General features: G+C 75.3%; 16 protein-coding genes. 10 read left to right on the plus strand and 6 right to left on the minus strand.

Annotated features, from left to right (window positions below; translation table 11 throughout):
* The first annotated feature begins 161 nt into the window (after positions 1 to 161).
* Positions 162 to 2,648: an aminopeptidase N gene (gene pepN / locus AB0M03_RS17250; RefSeq protein WP_363492357.1), complete on the plus strand. Its 2,487-nt coding sequence runs from the start codon at positions 162 to 164 to the stop codon at positions 2,646 to 2,648.
* 142 nt (positions 2,649 to 2,790) lie between these two features.
* On the opposite strand, the gene AB0M03_RS17255 is transcribed toward pepN, so the two are convergent.
* Positions 2,791 to 3,729, minus strand: a complete 939-nt coding sequence (locus tag AB0M03_RS17255) for a hypothetical protein (protein ID WP_363492358.1) — start codon at positions 3,727 to 3,729, stop codon at positions 2,791 to 2,793.
* Between the two features lie 277 nt (positions 3,730 to 4,006).
* Here AB0M03_RS17255 and AB0M03_RS17260 point away from each other — a divergent pair, with 277 nt between their 5' ends.
* Complete coding sequence (locus AB0M03_RS17260) at positions 4,007 to 4,501, plus strand: SsgA family sporulation/cell division regulator (RefSeq protein WP_363492359.1); 495 nt, start codon at positions 4,007 to 4,009, stop codon at positions 4,499 to 4,501.
* A gap of 271 nt (positions 4,502 to 4,772) precedes the next feature.
* Here the strand turns inward: AB0M03_RS17260 and AB0M03_RS17265 are convergent, their stop codons facing one another.
* From AB0M03_RS17265 to AB0M03_RS17275, 3 genes are all read right to left on the minus strand, one after another.
* Positions 4,773 to 6,092, minus strand: coding sequence for a GAF domain-containing protein (locus AB0M03_RS17265; protein WP_363492360.1), 1,320 nt, complete (start codon positions 6,090 to 6,092; stop codon positions 4,773 to 4,775).
* A gap of 219 nt (positions 6,093 to 6,311) precedes the next feature.
* Positions 6,312 to 6,944, minus strand: coding sequence for a response regulator transcription factor (locus tag AB0M03_RS17270; RefSeq protein ID WP_363492361.1), 633 nt, complete (start codon positions 6,942 to 6,944; stop codon positions 6,312 to 6,314).
* A complete protein-coding gene (locus AB0M03_RS17275; RefSeq protein ID WP_363492362.1) occupies positions 6,941 to 8,191 on the minus strand; it encodes a sensor histidine kinase in 1,251 nt (416 codons plus the stop codon). The genes AB0M03_RS17270 and AB0M03_RS17275 overlap by 4 nt, the downstream gene beginning before the upstream one ends.
* A 171-nt stretch (positions 8,192 to 8,362) precedes the next feature.
* Between AB0M03_RS17275 and AB0M03_RS17280 the strand changes: the two genes are divergently transcribed.
* The 5 genes from AB0M03_RS17280 (at position 8,363) to AB0M03_RS17300 (ending at position 12,982) form a co-directional block, all read left to right on the plus strand.
* On the plus strand, positions 8,363 to 9,439 hold the full coding sequence (locus tag AB0M03_RS17280; RefSeq protein ID WP_363492364.1) for an FtsX-like permease family protein: 1,077 nt from the start codon (positions 8,363 to 8,365) through the stop codon (positions 9,437 to 9,439).
* Positions 9,436 to 10,119: an ABC transporter ATP-binding protein gene (locus AB0M03_RS17285; RefSeq protein WP_363492365.1), complete on the plus strand. Its 684-nt coding sequence runs from the start codon at positions 9,436 to 9,438 to the stop codon at positions 10,117 to 10,119. Before AB0M03_RS17280 ends, AB0M03_RS17285 begins: the two co-directional genes overlap by 4 nt.
* A gap of 56 nt (positions 10,120 to 10,175) precedes the next feature.
* Positions 10,176 to 11,066, plus strand: coding sequence for a PhzF family phenazine biosynthesis isomerase (locus tag AB0M03_RS17290; protein WP_363492366.1), 891 nt, complete (start codon positions 10,176 to 10,178; stop codon positions 11,064 to 11,066).
* 105 nt (positions 11,067 to 11,171) lie between these two features.
* Entirely contained in the window at positions 11,172 to 12,293 is a 1,122-nt protein-coding gene (locus AB0M03_RS17295) for a TIGR03364 family FAD-dependent oxidoreductase (RefSeq protein ID WP_363492367.1), read from the plus strand.
* Between the two features lie 11 nt (positions 12,294 to 12,304).
* Positions 12,305 to 12,982, plus strand: coding sequence for a phosphonatase-like hydrolase (locus AB0M03_RS17300; RefSeq protein ID WP_363492368.1), 678 nt, complete (start codon positions 12,305 to 12,307; stop codon positions 12,980 to 12,982).
* A gap of 16 nt (positions 12,983 to 12,998) precedes the next feature.
* On the opposite strand, the gene AB0M03_RS17305 is transcribed toward AB0M03_RS17300, so the two are convergent.
* Positions 12,999 to 14,327, minus strand: a complete 1,329-nt coding sequence (locus AB0M03_RS17305) for a hypothetical protein (RefSeq protein WP_363492369.1) — start codon at positions 14,325 to 14,327, stop codon at positions 12,999 to 13,001.
* Positions 14,328 to 14,528: 201 nt separating this feature from the next.
* Here AB0M03_RS17305 and AB0M03_RS17310 point away from each other — a divergent pair, with 201 nt between their 5' ends.
* The 3 genes from AB0M03_RS17310 to AB0M03_RS17320 all read left to right on the plus strand — a co-directional run bounded on the left by AB0M03_RS17310 (position 14,529) and on the right by AB0M03_RS17320 (position 16,974).
* On the plus strand, positions 14,529 to 14,948 hold the full coding sequence (locus tag AB0M03_RS17310) for an ATP-binding protein (protein WP_363492370.1): 420 nt from the start codon (positions 14,529 to 14,531) through the stop codon (positions 14,946 to 14,948).
* A gap of 91 nt (positions 14,949 to 15,039) precedes the next feature.
* Positions 15,040 to 16,272 (plus strand): glycoside hydrolase family 3 N-terminal domain-containing protein, encoded by a 1,233-nt coding sequence (locus AB0M03_RS17315; RefSeq protein WP_363492371.1) that lies wholly within the window; start codon positions 15,040 to 15,042, stop codon positions 16,270 to 16,272.
* A gap of 54 nt (positions 16,273 to 16,326) precedes the next feature.
* The gene (locus AB0M03_RS17320; protein WP_363492372.1) at positions 16,327 to 16,974 is read left to right on the plus strand and encodes a hypothetical protein; all 648 of its coding nucleotides are present in this window, start codon (positions 16,327 to 16,329) and stop codon (positions 16,972 to 16,974) included.
* Positions 16,975 to 17,080: 106 nt separating this feature from the next.
* Here the strand turns inward: AB0M03_RS17320 and AB0M03_RS17325 are convergent, their stop codons facing one another.
* Positions 17,081 to 19,033, minus strand: coding sequence for a phosphocholine-specific phospholipase C (locus tag AB0M03_RS17325; protein WP_363492373.1), 1,953 nt, complete (start codon positions 19,031 to 19,033; stop codon positions 17,081 to 17,083).
* Between the last annotated feature and the right edge of the window lie 7 nt (positions 19,034 to 19,040).

A 19,040-nucleotide genomic window follows, 5' to 3' on the forward strand; every position in this document is an offset into this window, starting at 1 on the left:
CGTGGTCACGGTGCTCCTCCTTGCTCCTCGCGGCGTCCGGGCTCTCTTCCCGGCCACCCTAGGGCACCCCGCCGTCCGACGGCGGGTGACCCGCTGTCAGCGGCTTCCTGCTGTCAGAGAACAGGCTTGTGGTGCCCGTCCGGCTGGGAAAGCATGCTGGAATGCCAGCTCTGCAACGTACCGAGGCCGCCGTCCGTGCCCAGCTGCTCGATGTCCGGTCGTACTCCGTGGACCTCGACCTGACCCGCGGCGACCGCCTGTTCCGCAGCACCACCGTGATCCGGTTCGGCTGCGCCGAGCCGGGCCGCGACTCCTTCGTGGACATCGACCCCGCCGCGCTGCTCGGGGCCGAGCTGAACGGGAGACCGCTCGACCCCGCCGCACTCGACGGGAACCGCCTGGCACTGCCCGGGCTGGCGGCCGAGAACGAGCTGCTGGTCGAGGCCGACATGCCCTACTCGCACACCTGTGAGGGCCTGCACCGCTTCGCCGACCCGGCGGACGGCGCCGAGTACGTCTACGCCAGCTGCGGCCCCGACCTGGCCCCCCGGATGTTCGCCTGCTTCGACCAGCCGGACCTCAAGGCCCCGATCACCGTCACCGTGACCGCGCCGGACGACTGGACGGTCATCGGCAACGGCACCTCCTCCCGGCTGCCCGACGGCCGCTGGGAGATCGCCCCCGTCGGCCCGATCTCCACCTACCTGATCACCGTGGTCGGCGGCCCGCTGCACGCGGTGCACGCCGAGCACGACGGCATCCCGCTCGGCCTGTACGCCCGCCGCTCGCTCGCCGCCGAGCTGGACCGCGAGGCCGAGGAGCTGTTCGAGGTCACCCGGGCCTCCTTCGACCGGCTGCACGGCCTCTTCGACGAGCGCTACCCCTTCGGGAAGTACGACCAGGCCTTCGTCCCCGAGTTCAACTGGGGCGCGATGGAGAACCCGGGCTGCGTGGTCTTCCGCGACGAACTGCTGTTCCGCTCCGCGCCGACCGAGGCCCAGCGCGAGATGCGGGCCATGGTGGTCTGCCACGAGATGGCGCACATGTGGTTCGGCGACCTGGTCACCATGGCCTGGTGGGACGACCTGTGGCTCAACGAGTCCTTCGCCGAGATGCTCGGCTACCGGATCGCCGCCGAGTCCACCCGCTTCACCGGCGCCTGGACGTCCTTCGCGGTCAAGCGCAAGGGCTGGGGCTACGACGCCGACCTGCGCGGCTCCACCCACCCCGTCGCCGCCATCGCCATGGGCTCGGTCGCCGAGGCCCTGGTCAACTTCGACGGCATCTCCTACGCCAAGGGCGCCTCGGCGCTGCGCCAGCTCGTCCACTGGCTGGGCGACAAGGCGTTCTTCGCCGGCCTCAACGCCTACTTCGCCGAACACCGCTGGGGCAACGCCGACCTCGGCGACTTCCTGTCCGCGCTCGGCGCCGCCACCGACCGCGACGTGGCCGGCTGGGCCGAGGCCTGGCTGCGCACCAGCGGCGTCGACACCCTGCGCCTGGAGGTCGAGGCGGACGGCGACACCCTCCGCTCGGTGGTCCTGGTCAACGACGGCACCCGGCCCCACCGGGTGCGGATCGGCGCCTACGACCGGGTCGGCGACGCGGTGGTGCTGCGCGAGCGGCTGGACGCGGACGTCGCACCCGGCGGGCGCACGGCGATCCCCGAACTGGCCGGCGCACCCCGCCCCGCGCTGCTGCTGCCCAACGACGGCGACCTCACCTGGGCGCTGATCCGCCTGGACGAGCACTCCGCCGCCACGGTCGCCGCCTCGCTCTCCCGCATCGAGGACGAGCTCGCCCGCGCCGTGCTCTGGGAGCACGCCCGCGACCTGGTCCGCTCCGCCGAACTGCCCGCCGACGGCTACCTGCAGCTGGTCGCCGACCACCTGCCCGCCGAGACCGCGGTGACCATCGTCGAGGCGGTGCTCAAGTTCGCCGCCGACCACGTCGTCGCCCGCTACCTGCCGCCGGAGCAGCGGCCCGCCGCGCTCGTCCTGCTCGGCGACACCGCCCGCGCGGTGCTGGCCCGGCCGGACGCCGGGGAGAGCCTGCGGATCGCCGCCCTCCGCTGCGCCGTCGCCACCGCGTCCGGCGAGGAGCGGCTCGCGGAGCTGGCCGGCTGGCTGGACGGCCGGGACCTGCCCGGCGGCGTCCCCTTCGACGCCGACCTCCGCTGGGCCGCCCTGCTGCAGCTGGCCGCCGCCGGGGCGGTCGACGAACAGCGGATCGCCGAGGAGCTCGCCGCCGACGCCAGCAACATCGGCGAACAGGGCGCCGCCCGGGCCCGGGCCGCGCTGCCCGACCCGGCCGCCAAGGAACGGGCCTGGCAGGAGATGTTCACCCCGGACGCCCTGTCCAACCACCTGCTGGCCGCGACCGCCGAAGGCTTCTGGCACTCCGGCCGGCCCGACCTCCAGCAGGCCTACATGCGGCGGTACTTCGAGCAGGTGCCGACCACGGGGGAACGCGGCGGACAGGTCGCCAGGGTGCTCGGCCAGTCGCTCTTCCCGGCCGGCCTCGCGCTGCCGGGTACGGTGAAGGCCGCCGAGGCCTGCCTGGCCAAGCCGGACCTCTCGCCCACCCTGCGGCGGAAGCTCGCCGACGAGCTGGACGACCTGCGCCGCGCCCTCGCCCACCGCGTCTGATTGCCGGGGCAGGCTGCGCAGTCCGGGGCGGGCGTCACGACAGTACGGGCCGGCCATGGCCCGTACGACGACCCGCATCCGGATTGCGCAGCTCCCCGCGCCCCTTACTGCATACCCGCCGTGAGCGATCGGCGATCAGGCGTCAGCGGGTGGTGTCGAAGGTGCCGCGGACGGCGACCGCGTGCGGGTCGCGGCCGTCGGGGACGAATGCGGCGGCGCTCCACGTCTCCTCGCCGGCGGTACCGGGCCGGCCGGTGCCCGGCAGGCGGGCGCCGAGGACCTCGAAGGCGTACTCGCCGGGCTCGACGTCCAGGCCGGCGGGCAGCGTGTACCGGTAGACGAGCACGCCTCGCTCCTGGGAGACGGTGGTCACCACGCCGGGCAGGGTGCTCGACGGGACCGTGCCGGGCAGCACGTCCGGGCGGACCAGCCGCAGCTCCACCTGGAGTGCGGTCAGCTCCCGGCGGACCTCCAGGACGACGGTGTGCCGGGTGCCGGCCGGCCCGAGGAGCTCCACGTGCGCGCGGCCGGAGAGCGGGTCGATGCCGGTGGGCTTGACCGGGGCCGGGGCGCCGGTGGGCGGTGGGGCAACAGGCCGGCCGGGCTCCGGGGCGACGGGGCGCGCGGTCGGCGGGGCGCCGGTGGCGGCGGAGCCCGACGGCGAGGGCGAGCCGCTCGGCGCCGGGGCGGACGGCGAGCTGCTGCCGGACGGCGCGGCGGGCGACTGGGTGCCGGCCGGACGGCCCGGGGCGGTGCCGGTGTGCGAGCCGCGGGCCGGCGCGCTGCGCGCGGTGTGCGTGTCGGAGGCCGGGGCGGCGGTGGCCGTGCCCCGGCCGTCCTGGCTGGGCAGCGGCGGGCTGGCACCGACGTTGGACATGCCGGGGCGGCGGCCGACGCCCTGCTGCTCGTTCAGCAGCCACGTGGTGGCGACGCTGATCCCGACGACGGTGGACATCGCCATCGCCGCACCGGAGAAACGGATGGTGGGCAGCCGGAACCTGCCCCCGATCGGCTTGGGCCGACTGTGCCGGCCGTACCTGACGGCCGTGCGGACCGGCCCGGTGTCCTCGCGGAGCGCCAACCGGCTCCCCTCCTCCCCACCCGACGCCGCTGCCCCCCGGTGTCGTCACCGGCCCCCGGCCGCAGTGACAGGGGGACGAATGTACCAGCGGTGACCGACATCTCCGCCAGACCCGGAATGCAACGGATGTGTTAACCGTAATGACGTACTGTGGCGGATAATTGACGCACCGTCCAATCGTACGGTTCCCCGCGCGCTGCAACCCCTTGCAACCGTTGCCGCGGGCCCGGCGGTGCCGCAGGCTGGAGCGAACCCCAGCCGCCTCGGAGAGACCGTCATGCCGCGCGACCCGCTGTCCGTACCCTCCGACCCGATCGCCGCCACCCCCACGGGCGACGACTTGGGCCGACTCACCACCGCGAGGGCGGTGCTGGACGAGGTGATGACACTGCGGATCGCGCTCGACGACGACCAGGTGGGAGAGGTGCGTACCCGGTTCAGGTACGACACCGTGCGGCCCTGCGAGGTGCTGCTCACCTTCCACCTGGGCCGTCCCGACGAGGCGGACTGGGTGTTCTCGCGCGAACTGCTCCGCGACGGGCTCGGCACGATCAGCGGGCAGGGCGACATCAAACTGTGGCCGGCCTACTGCCCGTGCCACGGCTCGACCCTGCACATCGCCCTCGACTCCCCGCACGGCAGCGCCATGCTGGAGGCCTCCCGCCCCCGGGTGCGCTCCTGGCTGGACCGCACCTACGCGCTGATCTCCGCTGAGGAGGAGCTGGGCGCCGGCCCGACCGACGCCGAGCTCGCCGCCCTGCTCGCCGGCTGAGCCCGGGAGCGATACCCGCCCCGAGCCGAAGGGCCCGCCGACGCCGAAAGCGTGGGCCTCTCCTGCCCGTTGGCGGGCAAGGAGGGCGAGCGCGGAGTGCCCCGCCCCGAGCCGAAGGGCCCGCCGGCGTCGAAAGGGAGGAGCGAGGGAGCGCAGCGACGGAGCGACGAGTGTCGGCGCCGGGTCAGGAGGGCCCGGAGGCGAGCGGGCGACGATCAGCGCGACGACCGTCGGCGCCGGATCAGGAGGACCTGGAGGCGAGCGGGCGAAATTACGGCAGCCGGACGGTGCCCGCGTGCAGGGCGGACCGCAGTTCGCGGACGGCCGGGGCCGAGGAGGTCGCCAGCAGGTCCAGCGGCTCGGCGGGCCCGGTGACGGTGACGGCCGCGGAGGCGTTCAGCCGGTACGGCCGGTGGTCGAGCAGTGCGCCCAGGTAGCGGCGCAGCCGGGACATCTCGGCCCGGACGGTGACCGTCCGGGCCGGGTCGCCGAAGAGCGCCTCGGCGAGCTGGGCGGCGCTCATCCCGGTGCGGTGGACGGCGAGCAGCAGCAGCACCTCGGCATGGCGCGGGGTCAGCACGTGAGACCAGCTGCCGGCCGCCCCGGCGACGTGCAGTTCGGGCCGGCCGGGCTGCCGCAGGTCGAGCCGGATGCGGGCGCCGGCGTTCTGCTCGGCGACCGCGCCGGGCGAGGCCCCGAGCGGGCGGACCAGCCAGCCGCCGCCGAGCGGTTCGACGGCGCACTCGCCCAGCGAGGGCAGCCACTCCACCGGCCGGCTGCCCCAGCCCTCGGCGGGCAGCCGCAGCCGCTGCACCGGCGGCACGCCGACCGCGGCGGCCGTCCACCCGGCGCCGTCGACGACCAGGGCCGGGCCGCTGACCCGGGCCAGCAGGCCGGTGGCGAGGGTGCGCAGCCGGTGCAGCGACTCCAGTTGGGCGGCGCGCAGTTCGGCCTCGGCGAGGCGGGCGGCGGTGGCGGTGAGTCGCATCAGGTGCGGCTGCACCTGGTGAGCCGGGCCGCTGAGGTCGAGGATGCCGAGCAGCCGCCCGGTGCGCGGGTCGTGGACGGGGGAGGCGACGCACGTCCAGGTGTGGTGGCTGCGCAGGTAGTGCTCGGCGGAGTGGACGGCGGTGGGGCGCTCGATGCGCAGGGCCATGCCGATGCCGTTGGTGCCGACCTCGTCCTCCGTCCAGCGGGCGCCGGTCTCGAAGCCGATGCCGTCGGCGTTGCGGCGCAGGTGGCGGGCGCCGTCGAGCCAGAGCAGGTGGCCCTCGGGGTCGGTGATGGCGAGCAGGACGGGGGCGTCGTCGGAGGCGAGCAGGGTCGTCCTGAGCATGGGCAGCACGGTGTCCAGCTGCGACTGGTGGCGCCGGTGCTGGACCTCGGCGACGCCGATCCGGCGGACGTTGCGTCCGGCGTCCGGGTCGAGGCCGAGCCGGCGCAGCCGCTCCCAGGAGTCGGTGATCTCCGGTCTGGGGGCGGCGCCGCGGAGGTCCGGGCCGCCGCCGAGGGCGAGGTCGTAGGTGGCGGTGAGGGCGGCGGCGGTGAGCGGTGCGCGGTGTGCGCGGACAGCCCGGTGTGTGCTGTGCATTCCCGTCCCCCGCCCCGTCGTCGTGTCTCCCCGGTCCGCAGACAGGGTACGGCCGCTCGATCTGGACATGCCGAGGGAGTCGGAATTCTCATTTTTCCCGTCGGGGATCGGCCATGATGGCCGGTTCGCACGGTGGAAGGACCGGGCGCGGTGGAGGGAAGGCGGCGCGCGGGCAAGCCTGGTGACGGTGCGTCGGGAGTTGTGCGCGCCCTGCGGCCGTCAGCGCCGGATCAGGCCCCGGTCGGTGGCTGCGGCCACCGCGGCGGTGCGCGAGTCCACCCCGAGCTTGGCATAGATGTGCACCAGGTGGGACTTCACGGTGGCCTGGCTGATGTGCAGTTCGCGGGCGACGTCCAGATTGGCCAGGCCGCGGGCGACGAGTTCCAGCACCTGCACCTCGCGCAGGCTGAGCGCGGTCGCGGGGGTGCGCATCCGGTGCAGCAGCCGGTCGGCCACCGCGGGGGCGAGCGCGGTGCGGCCCGCGGCCGCGTCCCGGACGGCGGCGGCCAGCTCGGCCGGCGGGGCGTCCTTCAGCAGGTACCCGGTGGCGCCCGCCTCGATCGCGCCGAGCGTGTCCGCGTCGCTGTCGTAGGTGGTCACCACCAGCACCCGGGGCGCCCCGGGCCGCGCGGTGATCTCCGCGGTCGCCTGCGCGCCGTTCATGCCCGCACCGAACTGCAGGTCCATCAGCACCACGTCGACCCGCTCCTCGGCCGCCAGCCGGACGGCCTCCTCGGCGGTCGCGGCCTCGGCGGCGATCTCCAGGTCGGGCTCGGTCTCCAGGACGGCCCGCAGCCCGGCCCGGACCACCGGGTGGTCGTCGGCGAGCAGCAGCCGGATGCGCGCGGTCACGGGCGGTCCTCCACGGGTACGCGGCCGCCCGCGGCGGGCACGGCAGTGTCGGCGGGCACGGCGAGCTGGGCGGCGACCGCGGTGCCCCGGCCGGCGGCCGACTCCACGGTCAGGGTGCCGCCGAGGGCGTGCATCCGGGCCCGCATCGCGGCCAGCCCGAAGCCGCCGGTGTCGCCACCCGCGGCGCTCCCGCGGCCGGCGGGCACGGCGGCCGGGTCGAAACCGGCCCCGTCGTCGACCACGTCCAGCGCCACCTCCGACCCCATGTAGCTGAGGGTCACCTCGACCCGTCCGGCCCCGGCGTGCTGCGCCGCATTGGCCAGCGCCGACTGCGCCACCCGCACCAGCGCCGGTTCGTACGCGGCGGGCAGCGGCACGGCGTCCCCGGAGAGCGTGAAGTGCACCGGCAGCCCGTACCGGTCGGCGGCGGTCGCGCACAGCCGCTCCAGCGCACCCGCCAGCGGCAGGTCGTCCAGCACCGGCGGGGCCAGCGCGCGGACGAAGCGGCGCGCCTCGGCCAGGTTGTCCTGCGCCGCCTCCCGGGCCACCCGGACGTGCCGCCCGGCGGCCTCCGGGTCGGCGGGCAGCGCCCGTTCGGCCGCCCGCAGCAGCAGCTGGATCGAGGACAGGCCCTGCGCCAGCGTGTCGTGGATCTCCCGGGCCAGCCGCTCGCGCTCGGCGAGCACGCCCGCGGCGTGGTCGGCCGCGGCCAGGTCGGCGCGGGCCGCGGTCAGCTCGTCGATCAGCCGCCGCCGCTCCTCGCTCTCCCGGTACAGCGCCTGGTAGCCGAGCACGGTGGCGGTGGCGACGGCCGCGCCGAGCACCGGGCCGATGAACGCGGCCGGCTGCACGGCGCCCTGGTGCAGGGCGAACGCTCCGCCCGCCGCCAGCGCCGTGGCGAGCACCGCGGCCAGGGCGGGCCGGCGCGGCAGCAGGTGCAGTTCGACGAAGTACAGCGGGAAGGCCAGCCACAGCGCGTCCTTGGTGAGGACCAGCAGGACCAGCCACACGGCGCCCACCGCGGCCAGCCACAGCGCCGTCGCCCCCCGCCGGCGGCCCACCGCGGGCGTCAGCGGCCCCGCCGCGTACACCGCGCCGAAGCCCACGGCGGCCAGCAGCACCCCGGGGGCGCCCGGACCGCCGCCGGCGAGCGCGCGGACGGCGGCCAGCGCCAGCAGCCCGGCCACCAGCAGGTGCAGGCACCGGTTGACGACGCGCAGCACGGGGGTCAGGGCACGGGGGTTCATGGTGTCCCCACGGTACCCGGCAACACCCCGGTCGCCGATCGATCAAAAGGTTGATTCCGGTCACCACCCTTCGATTCCGGAGGATCGAACCCCGGCGCGATGTGAAGACAAGGCGCGATCACCAGAGTGGAGGCCATCTGCCGGCACACCGCGGAAGGAGCCCGCGCCGTCATGTTCGTCGCCTGGAGGGACCTCCGTTTCGCCAAGGGGCGGTTCGCCCTCATGGGGACGGTGGTCGTCCTGATCACCGTGCTGGTCGGGCTGCTGTCCGGCCTCACCGCGGGCCTCGCCCGGGGCAACACCTCCGCCGTCATCGGCCTGCCCGCCGACCACCTCGCCTTCGCCGCCCCCGCCGACGGCCGCAAGCCCTCCTTCGGCGACTCCGCCCTGCCCGAACAGGCCTGGCAGGAGTGGGCGCGTACACCCGGCGTCACCGCCGCTGAACCGCTGGGCATCGCCCCCGCCAAGGCCGCCGCCGGCACCCGCACCGCCGCCGTCTCGGCCTTCGGCTCCCGGCCCGGCGCCGGGCTCGCCCCCGCGCCGGTGCAGGACGGATCCGCGGTGCTCTCGGCCGCCGCGGCCGAGGAGCTCGGCGTCCGCCCCGGCGACACCGTCACCCTGGCCCGGCGCACCCTCGCCGTTGCCGCGGTCGCCGGGGACGCCGCCTACAACCACACCCCCGTGATCTGGACGAGCCTCGCCGACTGGCAGCGGATCGCCCCCGGCGCGGCCGGCGACACCCCGCACGCCACCGTCGTCGCCCTGCGCACCACCCCCGGCGCGGACCTCGCCGCCGCCGACGCCCGGATCGGCACCCGCACCCTCGGCCGCGAGGACTCGCTCGCCGCGATCGGCGCCTACACCTCGGAGAACGGCTCGCTGCAGCTGATGCGCGGCTTCCTGTTCGCCATCTCGGCCCTGGTCATCGGCGCCTTCTTCACCGTCTGGACGATCCAGCGCACCGGCGACATCGCCGTCCTCAAGGCGCTCGGCGCCTCCACCCGCCGCCTCACCCTCGACGCCCTCGGCCAGGCCGCCGTCCTGCTGGTGCTCGGCACCGCCCTCGGCAGCGCCGTCGCCGCGGGCGCAGGGGCCCTGGTCGCCGGCACGGTGCCGTTCGTCCTCGACGTGCCGACGCTGCTGCTGCCCGCTCTGGTGATGATCGCCCTCGGCTCGGCCGGCGCCGCCCTCGCCGTCCGCCGCATCACCTCCGTCGACCCGCTGACCGCCCTCGGGAGCCTCCGATGAGCCTGCACCTCGCCGACGTCACCCTCACCTACCCCGACGGCGACGGCCGCCTCACCGCCCTCGACCGGGTCGGCCTCGACGTCCCCCGCGGCAGCCTCACCGCCGTGGTCGGCCCGTCCGGCTCCGGCAAGTCCAGCCTGCTCGCCGTCGCCGCAACCCTGATCGCCCCGGACAGCGGCCGGGTCCTCGTCGACGGCACCGACACCGCGGGACTCACCGCCGCCGAACGCACCGCGCTGCGCCGCGACCGGATCGGCATCGTTTTCCAGCAGCCCAACCTGCTGCCCTCGCTCACCGCCGCGGAACAGCTCCAGGTGATGGCCCACCTCGCCGGCCGGCCCGCCCGTGCGGCCCGCGCCCGGGCACTCGAACTCCTCGACGCGGTCGGCCTCGCCGACCTGGCCGGACGCCGCCCGGGACGGCTCTCCGGCGGCCAGCGCCAGCGCGTCAACATCGCCCGCGCCCTGATGAACGAGCCGACGGTGCTCCTGGTGGACGAGCCCACCAGCGCCCTCGACCACGAACGCGGCGCCGCCGTGATCGACCTCCTCGCCGCCCTCACCCGCGAACGCTCCACCGCCACCGTGCTGGTCACCCACGACCGCACCCACCTCGCCGTCGCCGACCACGTCGCCGAAGTCACGGACGGCCGCCTCCGGCTGCTCACCGCGCTGCACTAGCCCGCAGCTCGTCGGCGGTCTTGCCGGGGGTCGGGGGCGGGTGCTGTTCTGGTCCGATGGTCGATGCCGTTGCCGGGGACGGGCGTGGTCTGCCCGTTGCGATCGTGCAGGCCTGTCTGCGGGAGGGCCGCGGTGGCAGTCCGACCGCGGTGGTGGTCGGGACGGCCCCGCCCGACGAGGAGTGCCGTGCGGTGCCCGCCCGGACCGGGACCTCGCACGCCGTGTTCGTGTCGGTCGAGGACGGCGGCCCGGACGGCCCGGACGTGTCGTTGCGATTCTTCACCGCTGCGGGGGAGCTGCCCGCGTGCGGCCACGGGACGCTGGCGGCGCTGGCCCTCCTGGCCGAGCACGCAGGGGGCGGGGAGTACCGGGCCACCGTCCGGACAGCGGCCGGTGTCTTCGCAGGCCGCGCCGTCCGGGCCGGCGGTGCGCTCACGGCCTCGTTCGACATCGGGGCCGTCGAGGTGCGCGGGCCCGCGGCGGCCGGTGAGCACGACGCGGTCCTGGACGCGCTCGGCCTCGCCCCGGGCGGGCTCGCCGGCGGCGTCCGGGTCGCTTCGACGGGGCGGCCGCGGCTGCTCGTCCCCGTGCCCGCACGGTCCGTGCTCGCCGCCCTGGCCCCGGACGCCGACCGGCTCCGCGCCGCCTGCGACCGCCTCGGACTGCTGGGCTGCTACGTCCACAGCGTGCCGACGGCCGGGGGCCGCCTGGCGGCCCGGATGTTCGCCCCGTCCATCGGCGTCCCCGAGGACATCGCCAACGCCAACAGCACCGCCTGCCTCGCCGCCCACCTGGCCCGTACCGGCCTCCCCGGCATCACCGTCGACATGGGCGACGCCCTCGGCGCCCCGGCCGCCGTCACGGCCGCGGTACGCGGGAACGCGCCCGGTTCGCCGGTCCGCGTCGGCGGCGCCGCAGCGGTGGCGCGCACCGTCCGGCTGCGCTGACGGAGGCTCGGCCCGGCCATCTTGTCTGTACAACTTTTCGACCGGTTCATGCGCAGTCCGCCCGCCGGACGGCCCGCGGACACCGGGGCGCCCCAGGCTGGCCGCATGAGAGTCATCGTCGTAGGAGCCGGGGTGCTCGGCACCATGCACGCCTGGCAGGCCGTCGAGCGCGGCCACGAGGTCGTCCACCTGGAGCGCGAGGCGGAGGCCCGCGGCGCGTCCGTCCGCAACTTCGGCCTGGTCTGGGTCGGCGGCCGGGCCTCGGGGGAGGAGCTCGCCGCCGCGCAGCGCGCCCGCGACCTGTGGCAGCGGATCGGCGAGCGCGTCCCCGGCCTGCACTTCCGGGCCAACGGCTCGCTCACCGTGCTCCGCACCGAGGCCGAACTCGCCGTCGCCGAAGAGGTGGTGAAGCGCGAGGACGCCGCCGACCGCGGCTACCGCCTGCTGGACGCGGCCGAGACCCGCGCCGTCAACCCCGCCCTGCGCGGCGACCACCTCGGCGCCCTGCACTGCACCCGCGACGCCGCCGTCGAACCCCGCACCGCCCAGCCCGCGCTGCGCGCCGCCCTGCAGGCGAGCGGCCGGTACACCTTCCTGCCCGGCCGCGAGGTCCGCGACCTGGTCGGCACCGCCGGCGTCCGGGACGACCACGGCGAGGTGCACCACGGCGACCTCGTACTGCTCTGCACCGGCGCCTGGACGGGCGGCCTCGTCCGCGAACTCGCCCCCGAACTCCCCGTCCGCCGGGTCCGCCTGCAGATGATGCAGACCGATCCGCTCGGCGAGCCGCTCACCACCTCCGTCGCCGACGGCGACAGCTTCCGCTACTACCCGGCCTACGCCGGCACCGCCCTCGACGCCCTGCAGGCCGTGCAGCCGCAGGGCCAGGTCGCCGCCGAGCACCGCATGCAGCTGCTGATGGTCCAGCGCACCGACGGCGGCCTGACCGTCGGTGACACCCACGAGTACGAGCAGCCGTTCGGCTTCGACACCGTCGAGGAGCCGTACGAGCACCTCGCCGCCGTCGCCGGACAGTTCCTCGGCCGACCGCTGCCCCGCATCCGCCGCCGCTGGGCCGGTGTGTACGCCCAGTGCCTCGACGCCGGCCGGGTCGTCCACCGCGAGCGGCCGAACGACGCCGTCTGGCTGGTCACCGGGCCCGGCGGCCGCGGCATGACCTGCTCCCCGGCGATCGCCGAGACCACCGCCGACCTCGCCGACCTGTGAGGAACACCCGCATGAGCACCGACATCCGCCTCGTCGTCCTCGACATGGCCGGCACCACCGTCGCCGACGGCGGCCTGGTCGAGCAGGCCTTCCGCGCCGCCGCGGCCGACCTCGGCGTCGCCGGCGGCAGCGCCGAGCACGCCCGCATGCTCGACCACGTCCGCGCCACCATGGGCGAGTCCAAGATCTCCGTCTTCCGGCACCTCTTCGGCGACGAGGACCGCGCGCAGCGGGCCAACCGCTCCTTCGAGGCCGCCTACCACGACCTCGTCGACGCCGGGCACTGCACCCCGCTGCCCGGCGCCGCCGAGGCGATCGAACGGCTGCGCACGGACGGCCGCAGGGTGGTCCTCACCACCGGCTTCTCCCGTGCCACCCAGGACCGCATCCTGAAGGCGCTCGGCTGGCAGGACCTCGCCGACCTCACCCTCTGCCCCGCCGACGCCGGCCGCGGCCGCCCCTACCCGGACATGGTGCTCACCGCGCTGCTGCGCACCGGCACCGAGTCCGTCCGGCAGATCGCCGTCGCCGGCGACACCGGCTACGACATGCTCACCGGCACCCGGGCCGGTGCCGCGGTCGTCGCCGGCGTCCTCACCGGCGCCCACGACGAGCCGCGGCTGCGCGCCGACGGGGCGACCCACGTCCTCCCCTCGGTCGCCGGGCTGCCGGACCTGCTGGCCGGCTGACGGGCTCGCACGTGCGTCAGGCGGACTTCAGCCGGGCGACCTCGCGCGCCCGCTGGTCGAGGTGGGCGACCGTCCGGTTGCCCAGGTGCGGGCGGATGCCGCTGCGCAGCGCACCGAAGTGCTCGTCGCCGCGGACGCTGCTGATCCCCGCGTAGTCGTCCAGGAAGGACGACCAGGTCGCGGCCGCCGCCTCGACGTGGCCGTACTCCATCTGACGGCGGGCCAGCAGGCCGAGCCCGTGCACCCGGCCCTGCCGCTCCGTCGTCGGCCGGACCCGGTTGGAGGTCTGCAGCGCGGCGATCGAGCCCGACAGGTCGCCGAGTTCGTACAGCACGTGCGAGACGTGGAACTGGTACGCCGCCAGGTCGTAGCCGCCGACCGCCTCGTTCTGCCCGTCCGCCCGGGACAGTGCCGTCTCGGTCTCGGAGAGCCGGGCGAAGGCCTGCCGCCGGTCCTTCACCATCGCCGCGCCGTGCGCCTGCTGGCCGCGCAGGAACGCGGTGAGGCGGGGGCCGGCGGCGGGCGCGGCCTGGGCGGCGGAGTCCGCGTACTCCAGCGCCCGCGGGCCGTGCCCGAGGCTGGACGCCTGCAGCGACATGCCGCGCAGGGTGCGGCAGTAGGTCGCGTGGTCGCCGGCCTGGTCGGCCAGCCGCAGCGCCTGGACGTAGTACGACTGGCCGAGGCCCTGGGCGAGTTCGTAGACCGCGGACCAGCCGGCCAGGTAGGTCAGGTCGGCGGCCGCGGCGAGCATCCCGCTCTTCGCCCGCTCGGTGCCGGACGCCTGCAGCCAGGGGCCGACGCTGTTGACCAGGAAACTCGCCATCATCGGGCGGGCGTGCGCCGCACCCAGTTCGTCCAGGATGCCGGCCAGCCGGTCGGTCATCGTCCGGACGGTGGTCACCTCGCCGTCGCCGATCCGCACGGTGCGGCCGGCCGTGACCCGGTCGATCCGCCCGGCCGCCTCCCCGAAACCGGGCACGGCCAGCGCGGCCGAGTACAGCCCGGCGGTGAGGATGCTCCGGCGGGACGGGTCCATGTCGGCCCGGCCGAGCGCGACCAGCCCGGTCACCGGGTCCGTCCCGTCCCGGTCGCCCAGCCCGGTCTCCTCCGCCGCCACCGGCCGGCCGAGCCGCCGGGCGAAGGCCTCCCGCACCACCCCGGCCACTTCGGGGCGCGGCCGCGAGCCGGCCAGCCAGTGCGACACGGTGGTCTTGTCGTAGGTCAGCCGCAGGCCGCACTCCGCACCCGTGCGGCGGACGGCTCTGGCGAGCTGGTCGTTACCCCAGTCCGCCTCGCGCATCAGCGCGGCAAGGGCGGCGTTCGGTGTGCGCGTGCGTCGTCCCATAGTCGGCCCCCGACTGTGTTCAACCGGTTCAACCCTGACCACAGCATGGACCGTTCTCTACTGCCGCGTAAACGCGTTGACTGAACGTGAGCCGTTGGAGGGACTGGTTCCTGCGGCTCTCGGCGGCCTGCCCCGGTTTCCCCCCCCCACCGGCGGCAGGCCGCATTCCGCCCGCCGTCCCGGGAGAGCAGGAGCGCGCCGATGACGACCGCCGCGAGAGCCGCGACCGCCGTGACCGGCCACGCGCCGCCCGCCGCCGCCGAACTCCCGTGCGAGGAGCGCTCGGCGCAGCTCGCCCGGGGGCTCGTCCGGGCCCGTCTCGCCCACCTCGGCCTCGCCGACCTGGTCGAGGACGCCGAGCTGCTGGTCTCCGAACTCGTCGGCAACAGCGTCCGGCACTGCGGCGGCCCCCGGATCACGGTGACCGTCCGCCGTCGCTTCGACGGCCGGGTACGGCTGAGCGTCGAGGACGCCTGCCGCACCCCGCCCGTCCTGCTGACCGCCGCCGAGGACGACGAGTGCCACCGCGGCCTCGCCCTGGTCGACACCCTCGCCGACCGCTGGGGCGCCGCCCCCACCCCGTACGGCAAGGTCACCTGGGCCGACCTGCGCGACTGTTGACCGGCGCCGCGTGCCGTTGCGGCGCGAACCGTCGGACAGGCCCTAGCCTGCAGGAACAGGTCGGGTCCGGTCGCGGCAGAGGAGAACGCCGGTGTCGTTGCATGCCCGCTGGGTGATCGTCTGCCTCGTCCTGCTGGCGGCCGCGTGCTCGACCGCGCCGCAGACCCGGGCCGGACAGTCCTCCGCCGCCCGGGCCGTGCCGTCCGGGGGCGCCACCGCCGCGAGCCCCACACCGCCGCCCTCGGCCGACGACGCGCAGAACGGCAGGCCCGAGCCCCGGCCCTCGTGGCGCACCGAGCCGGGGCCGGGCGCCGGGCCCGTCGACGACGCGCAGCTCGCCGGGCAGCGGATCATCTGGTCCTACCCCGGCCCGACCGTGCCCGAGCCGCTGCTCGCGGCCGTCCGGGCCGGCCGCGCCGCCGGGGTGATCTTCTTCAAGGAGAACATCCCCGACACCGCCACCCTCCGGGCGGCCGTCGACCGGCTGCGCGAGGCCCGGCGGCAGAGCCCCGTCCGGGCGCCGCTGCTGCTGATGACCGATCAGGAGGGCGGCAAGGTGCGGCGGCTCCCCGGAGCACCCGAACTGTCGGCCCGCCAGGTCGGCGATTCGCCCGACGCGGTCGCCACCGCTGCCCGCACCGGCACCGAGGCCGGGGACAACATCGCCGCGGCCGGCCTGAACACCAACCTCGCCCCCGTGCTCGACGTGTACGAGACCCCCGGCAACTTCATCGACACCAAGCAGCGCTCCTACGGCCAGGACCCGGCCGTCGTCGCCGACCTCGCCGCGGCCTTCGCCGTCGCCCAGCGGCAGCGCGGCGTGCTGGCCACCGCCAAGCACTTCCCCGGCCTCGGCACCGCCCCGGCCGGAAGCAACACCGACACCGGGCCGGTGACCCTGCCGGTGCCGCTGGAGCGGCTCCGCGCGGTCGACGAGGCGCCGTACCGGGCGGCCCTCTCGGTCGGCGTGCCGCTGGTGATGCTCTCCTGGGCGGTCTACCCGGCCCTGGACGCCGAGCGCCCTGCCGGGATGTCGCCCGCGGTGGTGGGCGGGGAACTCCGCGACCGCCTCGGCTTCCGCGGGGTGACCGTGACCGACGCACTGGAGGCCGGCGCACTCGACGCCTTCGGCGGCACCGGGGAGCGGGCGGTGGCGGCCGCCGCAGCAGGCATGGACCTGCTGCTGTGCTCGGCCCGGGACACCGCACAGGGCGAGCAGGCGGCCGCCGCACTCGCCCGCGCCCTGGCCGACGGCACCCTGGACCGCATCGGCTTCACCGCAGCCGCGGCCCGGATCAACGCCCTGCGGGGGACGCTCGGCTGAACCAGGTGTCCCCCCACCTACCTCAACAGCGCCGGGGCTTGGGCCACCGCCGACATGACCGACTACGTCGGCACCCCCGTCTCCGCCGGTGGCGCGCCCTCGGCGTTCGTGCAGAAGGACGGCACGGTCGGTGTGGTGACGGCGAACGCGGCGAACGGTCACGTCTACATGACCTACCTGCCGAACGGCGGGCAGTGGATGGGTGACGACATGACCACCCTCGCCGGCACCCCCGTGAGTGACGGCAACATCAGCAACGTCAACGCTCCCGACGGCACGCACTACATCTTCAGCCGGGGCTCGACCAACGGCGGGCACCTCAGCGCCACTTACGCCGCCCCCGGCTGGGCCACCGTCGACATGACCGACTACGTCGGCACCCCCGCCTCCGCCGGCGGCGCGCCCTCCGCGTTCGTGCAGAAGGACGGCACCTTCGGCGTGGTGACGGCGAACGCGGCCAACGGCCACATCTACATGACCTACCTGCCCAGCGGCGGGCAGTGGATGGGTGACGACATGACCACCCTGGCCGGCACCCCCGTCACCGGCGGCAGCATCAACAACGCCGTTGCCGCCGACGGCACCCACTACATCTTCACCGTCGGCTCGACCAACGGCGGCCACCTCAGCGCCACCTACGCCGCCCCCGGCTGGACCACCACCGACATGACCAACTACGTCGGCACCCCCGCCGCCGGCTGACACGCGGACAAGGGGCGGTGCGCACCACCAGGTGCGCACCGCCCTTCGTCGTCCAAGGGTTCCCGGGCCTCGAGCCCCGGCCCCCGGGCGCCCCGCGGGCGGAACGTCAGTGCAGGGTGCCGGCGTAGCGGTGGAGGAGGCGGGTGCCGGTTCCGGCGGTGACCACGACGTCGTAGCGGCCCTGGTCGAGGGGCCAGTCGACGGTGGTCTCCGTACCGGGGGCGACCCAGACCGTCCGGGCGGTGCCGGCGAAGTCGTTCGGGGTGAGGGTGAAGGAGCATTCCGTACGGCCGCCGTTGGCGAGCCGCAGGGTGATGCCGGTGGTGCCGGCGGTGGCGGTCACCGAGGGCACGGCGGTGTCGTCCTGCGGGGCGCGGACGACGGTGCCGGCGAAGCGGCGGACGAAGCCGTCCGGGCCGTGCACGGTGAAGTCGTAGCGTCCGTCGGTGGCCGCGGCGTCCCAGGTGTACGTCCGGCTCGCGCCCGCGGGCACGGTGAACGGCGTGCCGGCGAAGGGCAGCAGGATGTTCGGGTAGACGGTGTACGGGAAGGCCGTTGCACCGGAGTTGGCCATCGTGCAGGTGACGGTGCCGGTGGTGCGGTCGACCGCGGCGTCCGCCCACGGCCGGTAGGGGAGCCGCCGGTGCGGGCGGCTGCCCGGCTCCTGGACGGGCATCGCCTGGGCGCCGGTCGCGGGCAGTTTGACCGCGGGCAGTTTGGCGCCGGCGTCGGCCTTGGCCATCAGGGCGACGGTGTCGGGCAGCGCCGGGACGGTGAAGTCCGGTGCGGTGAAGTCGAGGCAGCTGGTGAGGTCGCCGCAGACGGCCCGCCGCCAGGGGGAGACGTTGGGCTCCCGGACGCCCGTCACCAACTCCAGGAAGCGCAGCACCGAGGTGTGGTCGAAGACCTGCGAGTTCACCCAGCCGCCGCGCGACCACGGCGAGACCACCCAGAGCGGTACCCGGTTGCCGAGGCCGATCGCCCGGCCCTGGGTGTACTCCTCGGGCGTGCCGGGCTCCGGGGTGGGCGGGACGACGTGGTCGAAGTAGCCGTCGTTCTCGTCGTACATCACCAGGAAGACGGTGTGCTGCCAGACCGCCGGGTTGGACATCAGCGACTGCAGCGCCGTGTTGACCCAGTGCGCGCCGTAGTCCGGGCTGGCGCTGGGGTGTTCGCAGAACAGGTAGGGCGCCACCAGCCAGGAGACGGTCGGCAGGGTGCCGTCCTTGCAGTGCCGGTCGAAGGCGGCCTGGTCCCACTTGGTCATCGCGTTGACGTACCGCGGGTCGTTGGCGGGGAAGTCGTGGAACTGCTTGAAGTAGGAGAGCGCGTTGTCGTCGTAGTCGCCGGTGCGGTCGTCCTTGCTGGGGTTGTGGTAGACCCGCCAGCTCACCCCGGCGGTCTGCAGCCGTTCGGCGTAGGTCGTCCAGTCGGCCACCGGGTTGTCGGTGACCGGGGTGTTGTCGATCCACGGGCCGGTGGTGCCGTCGCGGCCGGGGCCGGCGGTGCCCGTCCACAGGTAGAGGCGGTTGGGGTCGGTCGGGCCGGCCATCGAGCAGAAGTAGGCGTCGCAGAGCGTGAACTCGTCGGCCAGCGCGTACTGGTAGGGGATGTCCTCGCGGGTGAAGTAGCCCATGGCGCGCTCGCCCTTGGCGGCGATCCACTTGTTCATCGCGCCGTTGTTGATCGCCTGGTGGCCGGTGGCCCAGTCGTGCGGGAGGCCGCCGGCGTTCTGCGCGTTGTACTTGGTGGTGTCCATCCGGTACGGCAGCATGGCGCCGCCGTCGCTGCGGCCCGCGTCGGGCTGGCGGAACACGTCGGTGCCGTCCGGGAATTGCAGCGCCTGCCGGTCGCCGAACCCGCGGACGCCGTTCAGGGTGCCGAAGTAGTGGTCGAAGGAGCGGTTCTCCTGCATGAGGATCACCACGTGCTTCACATCGGCGATCGAACCGGCCGCACCTGCCGCCCGGGCGGCGGACGCGGGCAGGCCGACGGCGGCGGCCGCGCCGGTGGCCGCCGTCGCGGCGACGAAGCTGCGGCGGCTGAGCTGGGGGGTCATGGCACGG

Origin of the sequence: Kitasatospora sp. NPDC051914 (assembly GCF_040680995.1) — a bacterium.
In the GTDB taxonomy this organism is placed as follows: domain Bacteria; phylum Actinomycetota; class Actinomycetes; order Streptomycetales; family Streptomycetaceae; genus Kitasatospora.

Coding starts and splice junctions, on each gene's coding strand:
- AB0M03_RS17280 (WP_363492364.1), top strand. CDS start 8,363: ATGTTCGTCGCCTGGAGGGACCTCCGTTTCGCCAAGGGGCGGTTCGCC.
- AB0M03_RS17320 (WP_363492372.1), top strand. CDS start 16,327: ATGACCGACTACGTCGGCACCCCCGTCTCCGCCGGTGGCGCGCCCTCG.
- AB0M03_RS17285 (WP_363492365.1), top strand. CDS start 9,436: ATGAGCCTGCACCTCGCCGACGTCACCCTCACCTACCCCGACGGCGAC.
- AB0M03_RS17275 (WP_363492362.1), bottom strand. CDS start 8,191: ATGAACCCCCGTGCCCTGACCCCCGTGCTGCGCGTCGTCAACCGGTGC.
- AB0M03_RS17265 (WP_363492360.1), bottom strand. CDS start 6,092: ATGCACAGCACACACCGGGCTGTCCGCGCACACCGCGCACCGCTCACC.
- AB0M03_RS17290 (WP_363492366.1), top strand. CDS start 10,176: ATGGTCGATGCCGTTGCCGGGGACGGGCGTGGTCTGCCCGTTGCGATC.
- AB0M03_RS17300 (WP_363492368.1), top strand. CDS start 12,305: ATGAGCACCGACATCCGCCTCGTCGTCCTCGACATGGCCGGCACCACC.
- AB0M03_RS17260 (WP_363492359.1), top strand. CDS start 4,007: ATGCCGCGCGACCCGCTGTCCGTACCCTCCGACCCGATCGCCGCCACC.
- AB0M03_RS17325 (WP_363492373.1), bottom strand. CDS start 19,033: ATGACCCCCCAGCTCAGCCGCCGCAGCTTCGTCGCCGCGACGGCGGCC.
- AB0M03_RS17295 (WP_363492367.1), top strand. CDS start 11,172: ATGAGAGTCATCGTCGTAGGAGCCGGGGTGCTCGGCACCATGCACGCC.
- AB0M03_RS17310 (WP_363492370.1), top strand. CDS start 14,529: ATGACGACCGCCGCGAGAGCCGCGACCGCCGTGACCGGCCACGCGCCG.
- AB0M03_RS17305 (WP_363492369.1), bottom strand. CDS start 14,327: ATGGGACGACGCACGCGCACACCGAACGCCGCCCTTGCCGCGCTGATG.
- pepN (WP_363492357.1), top strand. CDS start 162: ATGCCAGCTCTGCAACGTACCGAGGCCGCCGTCCGTGCCCAGCTGCTC.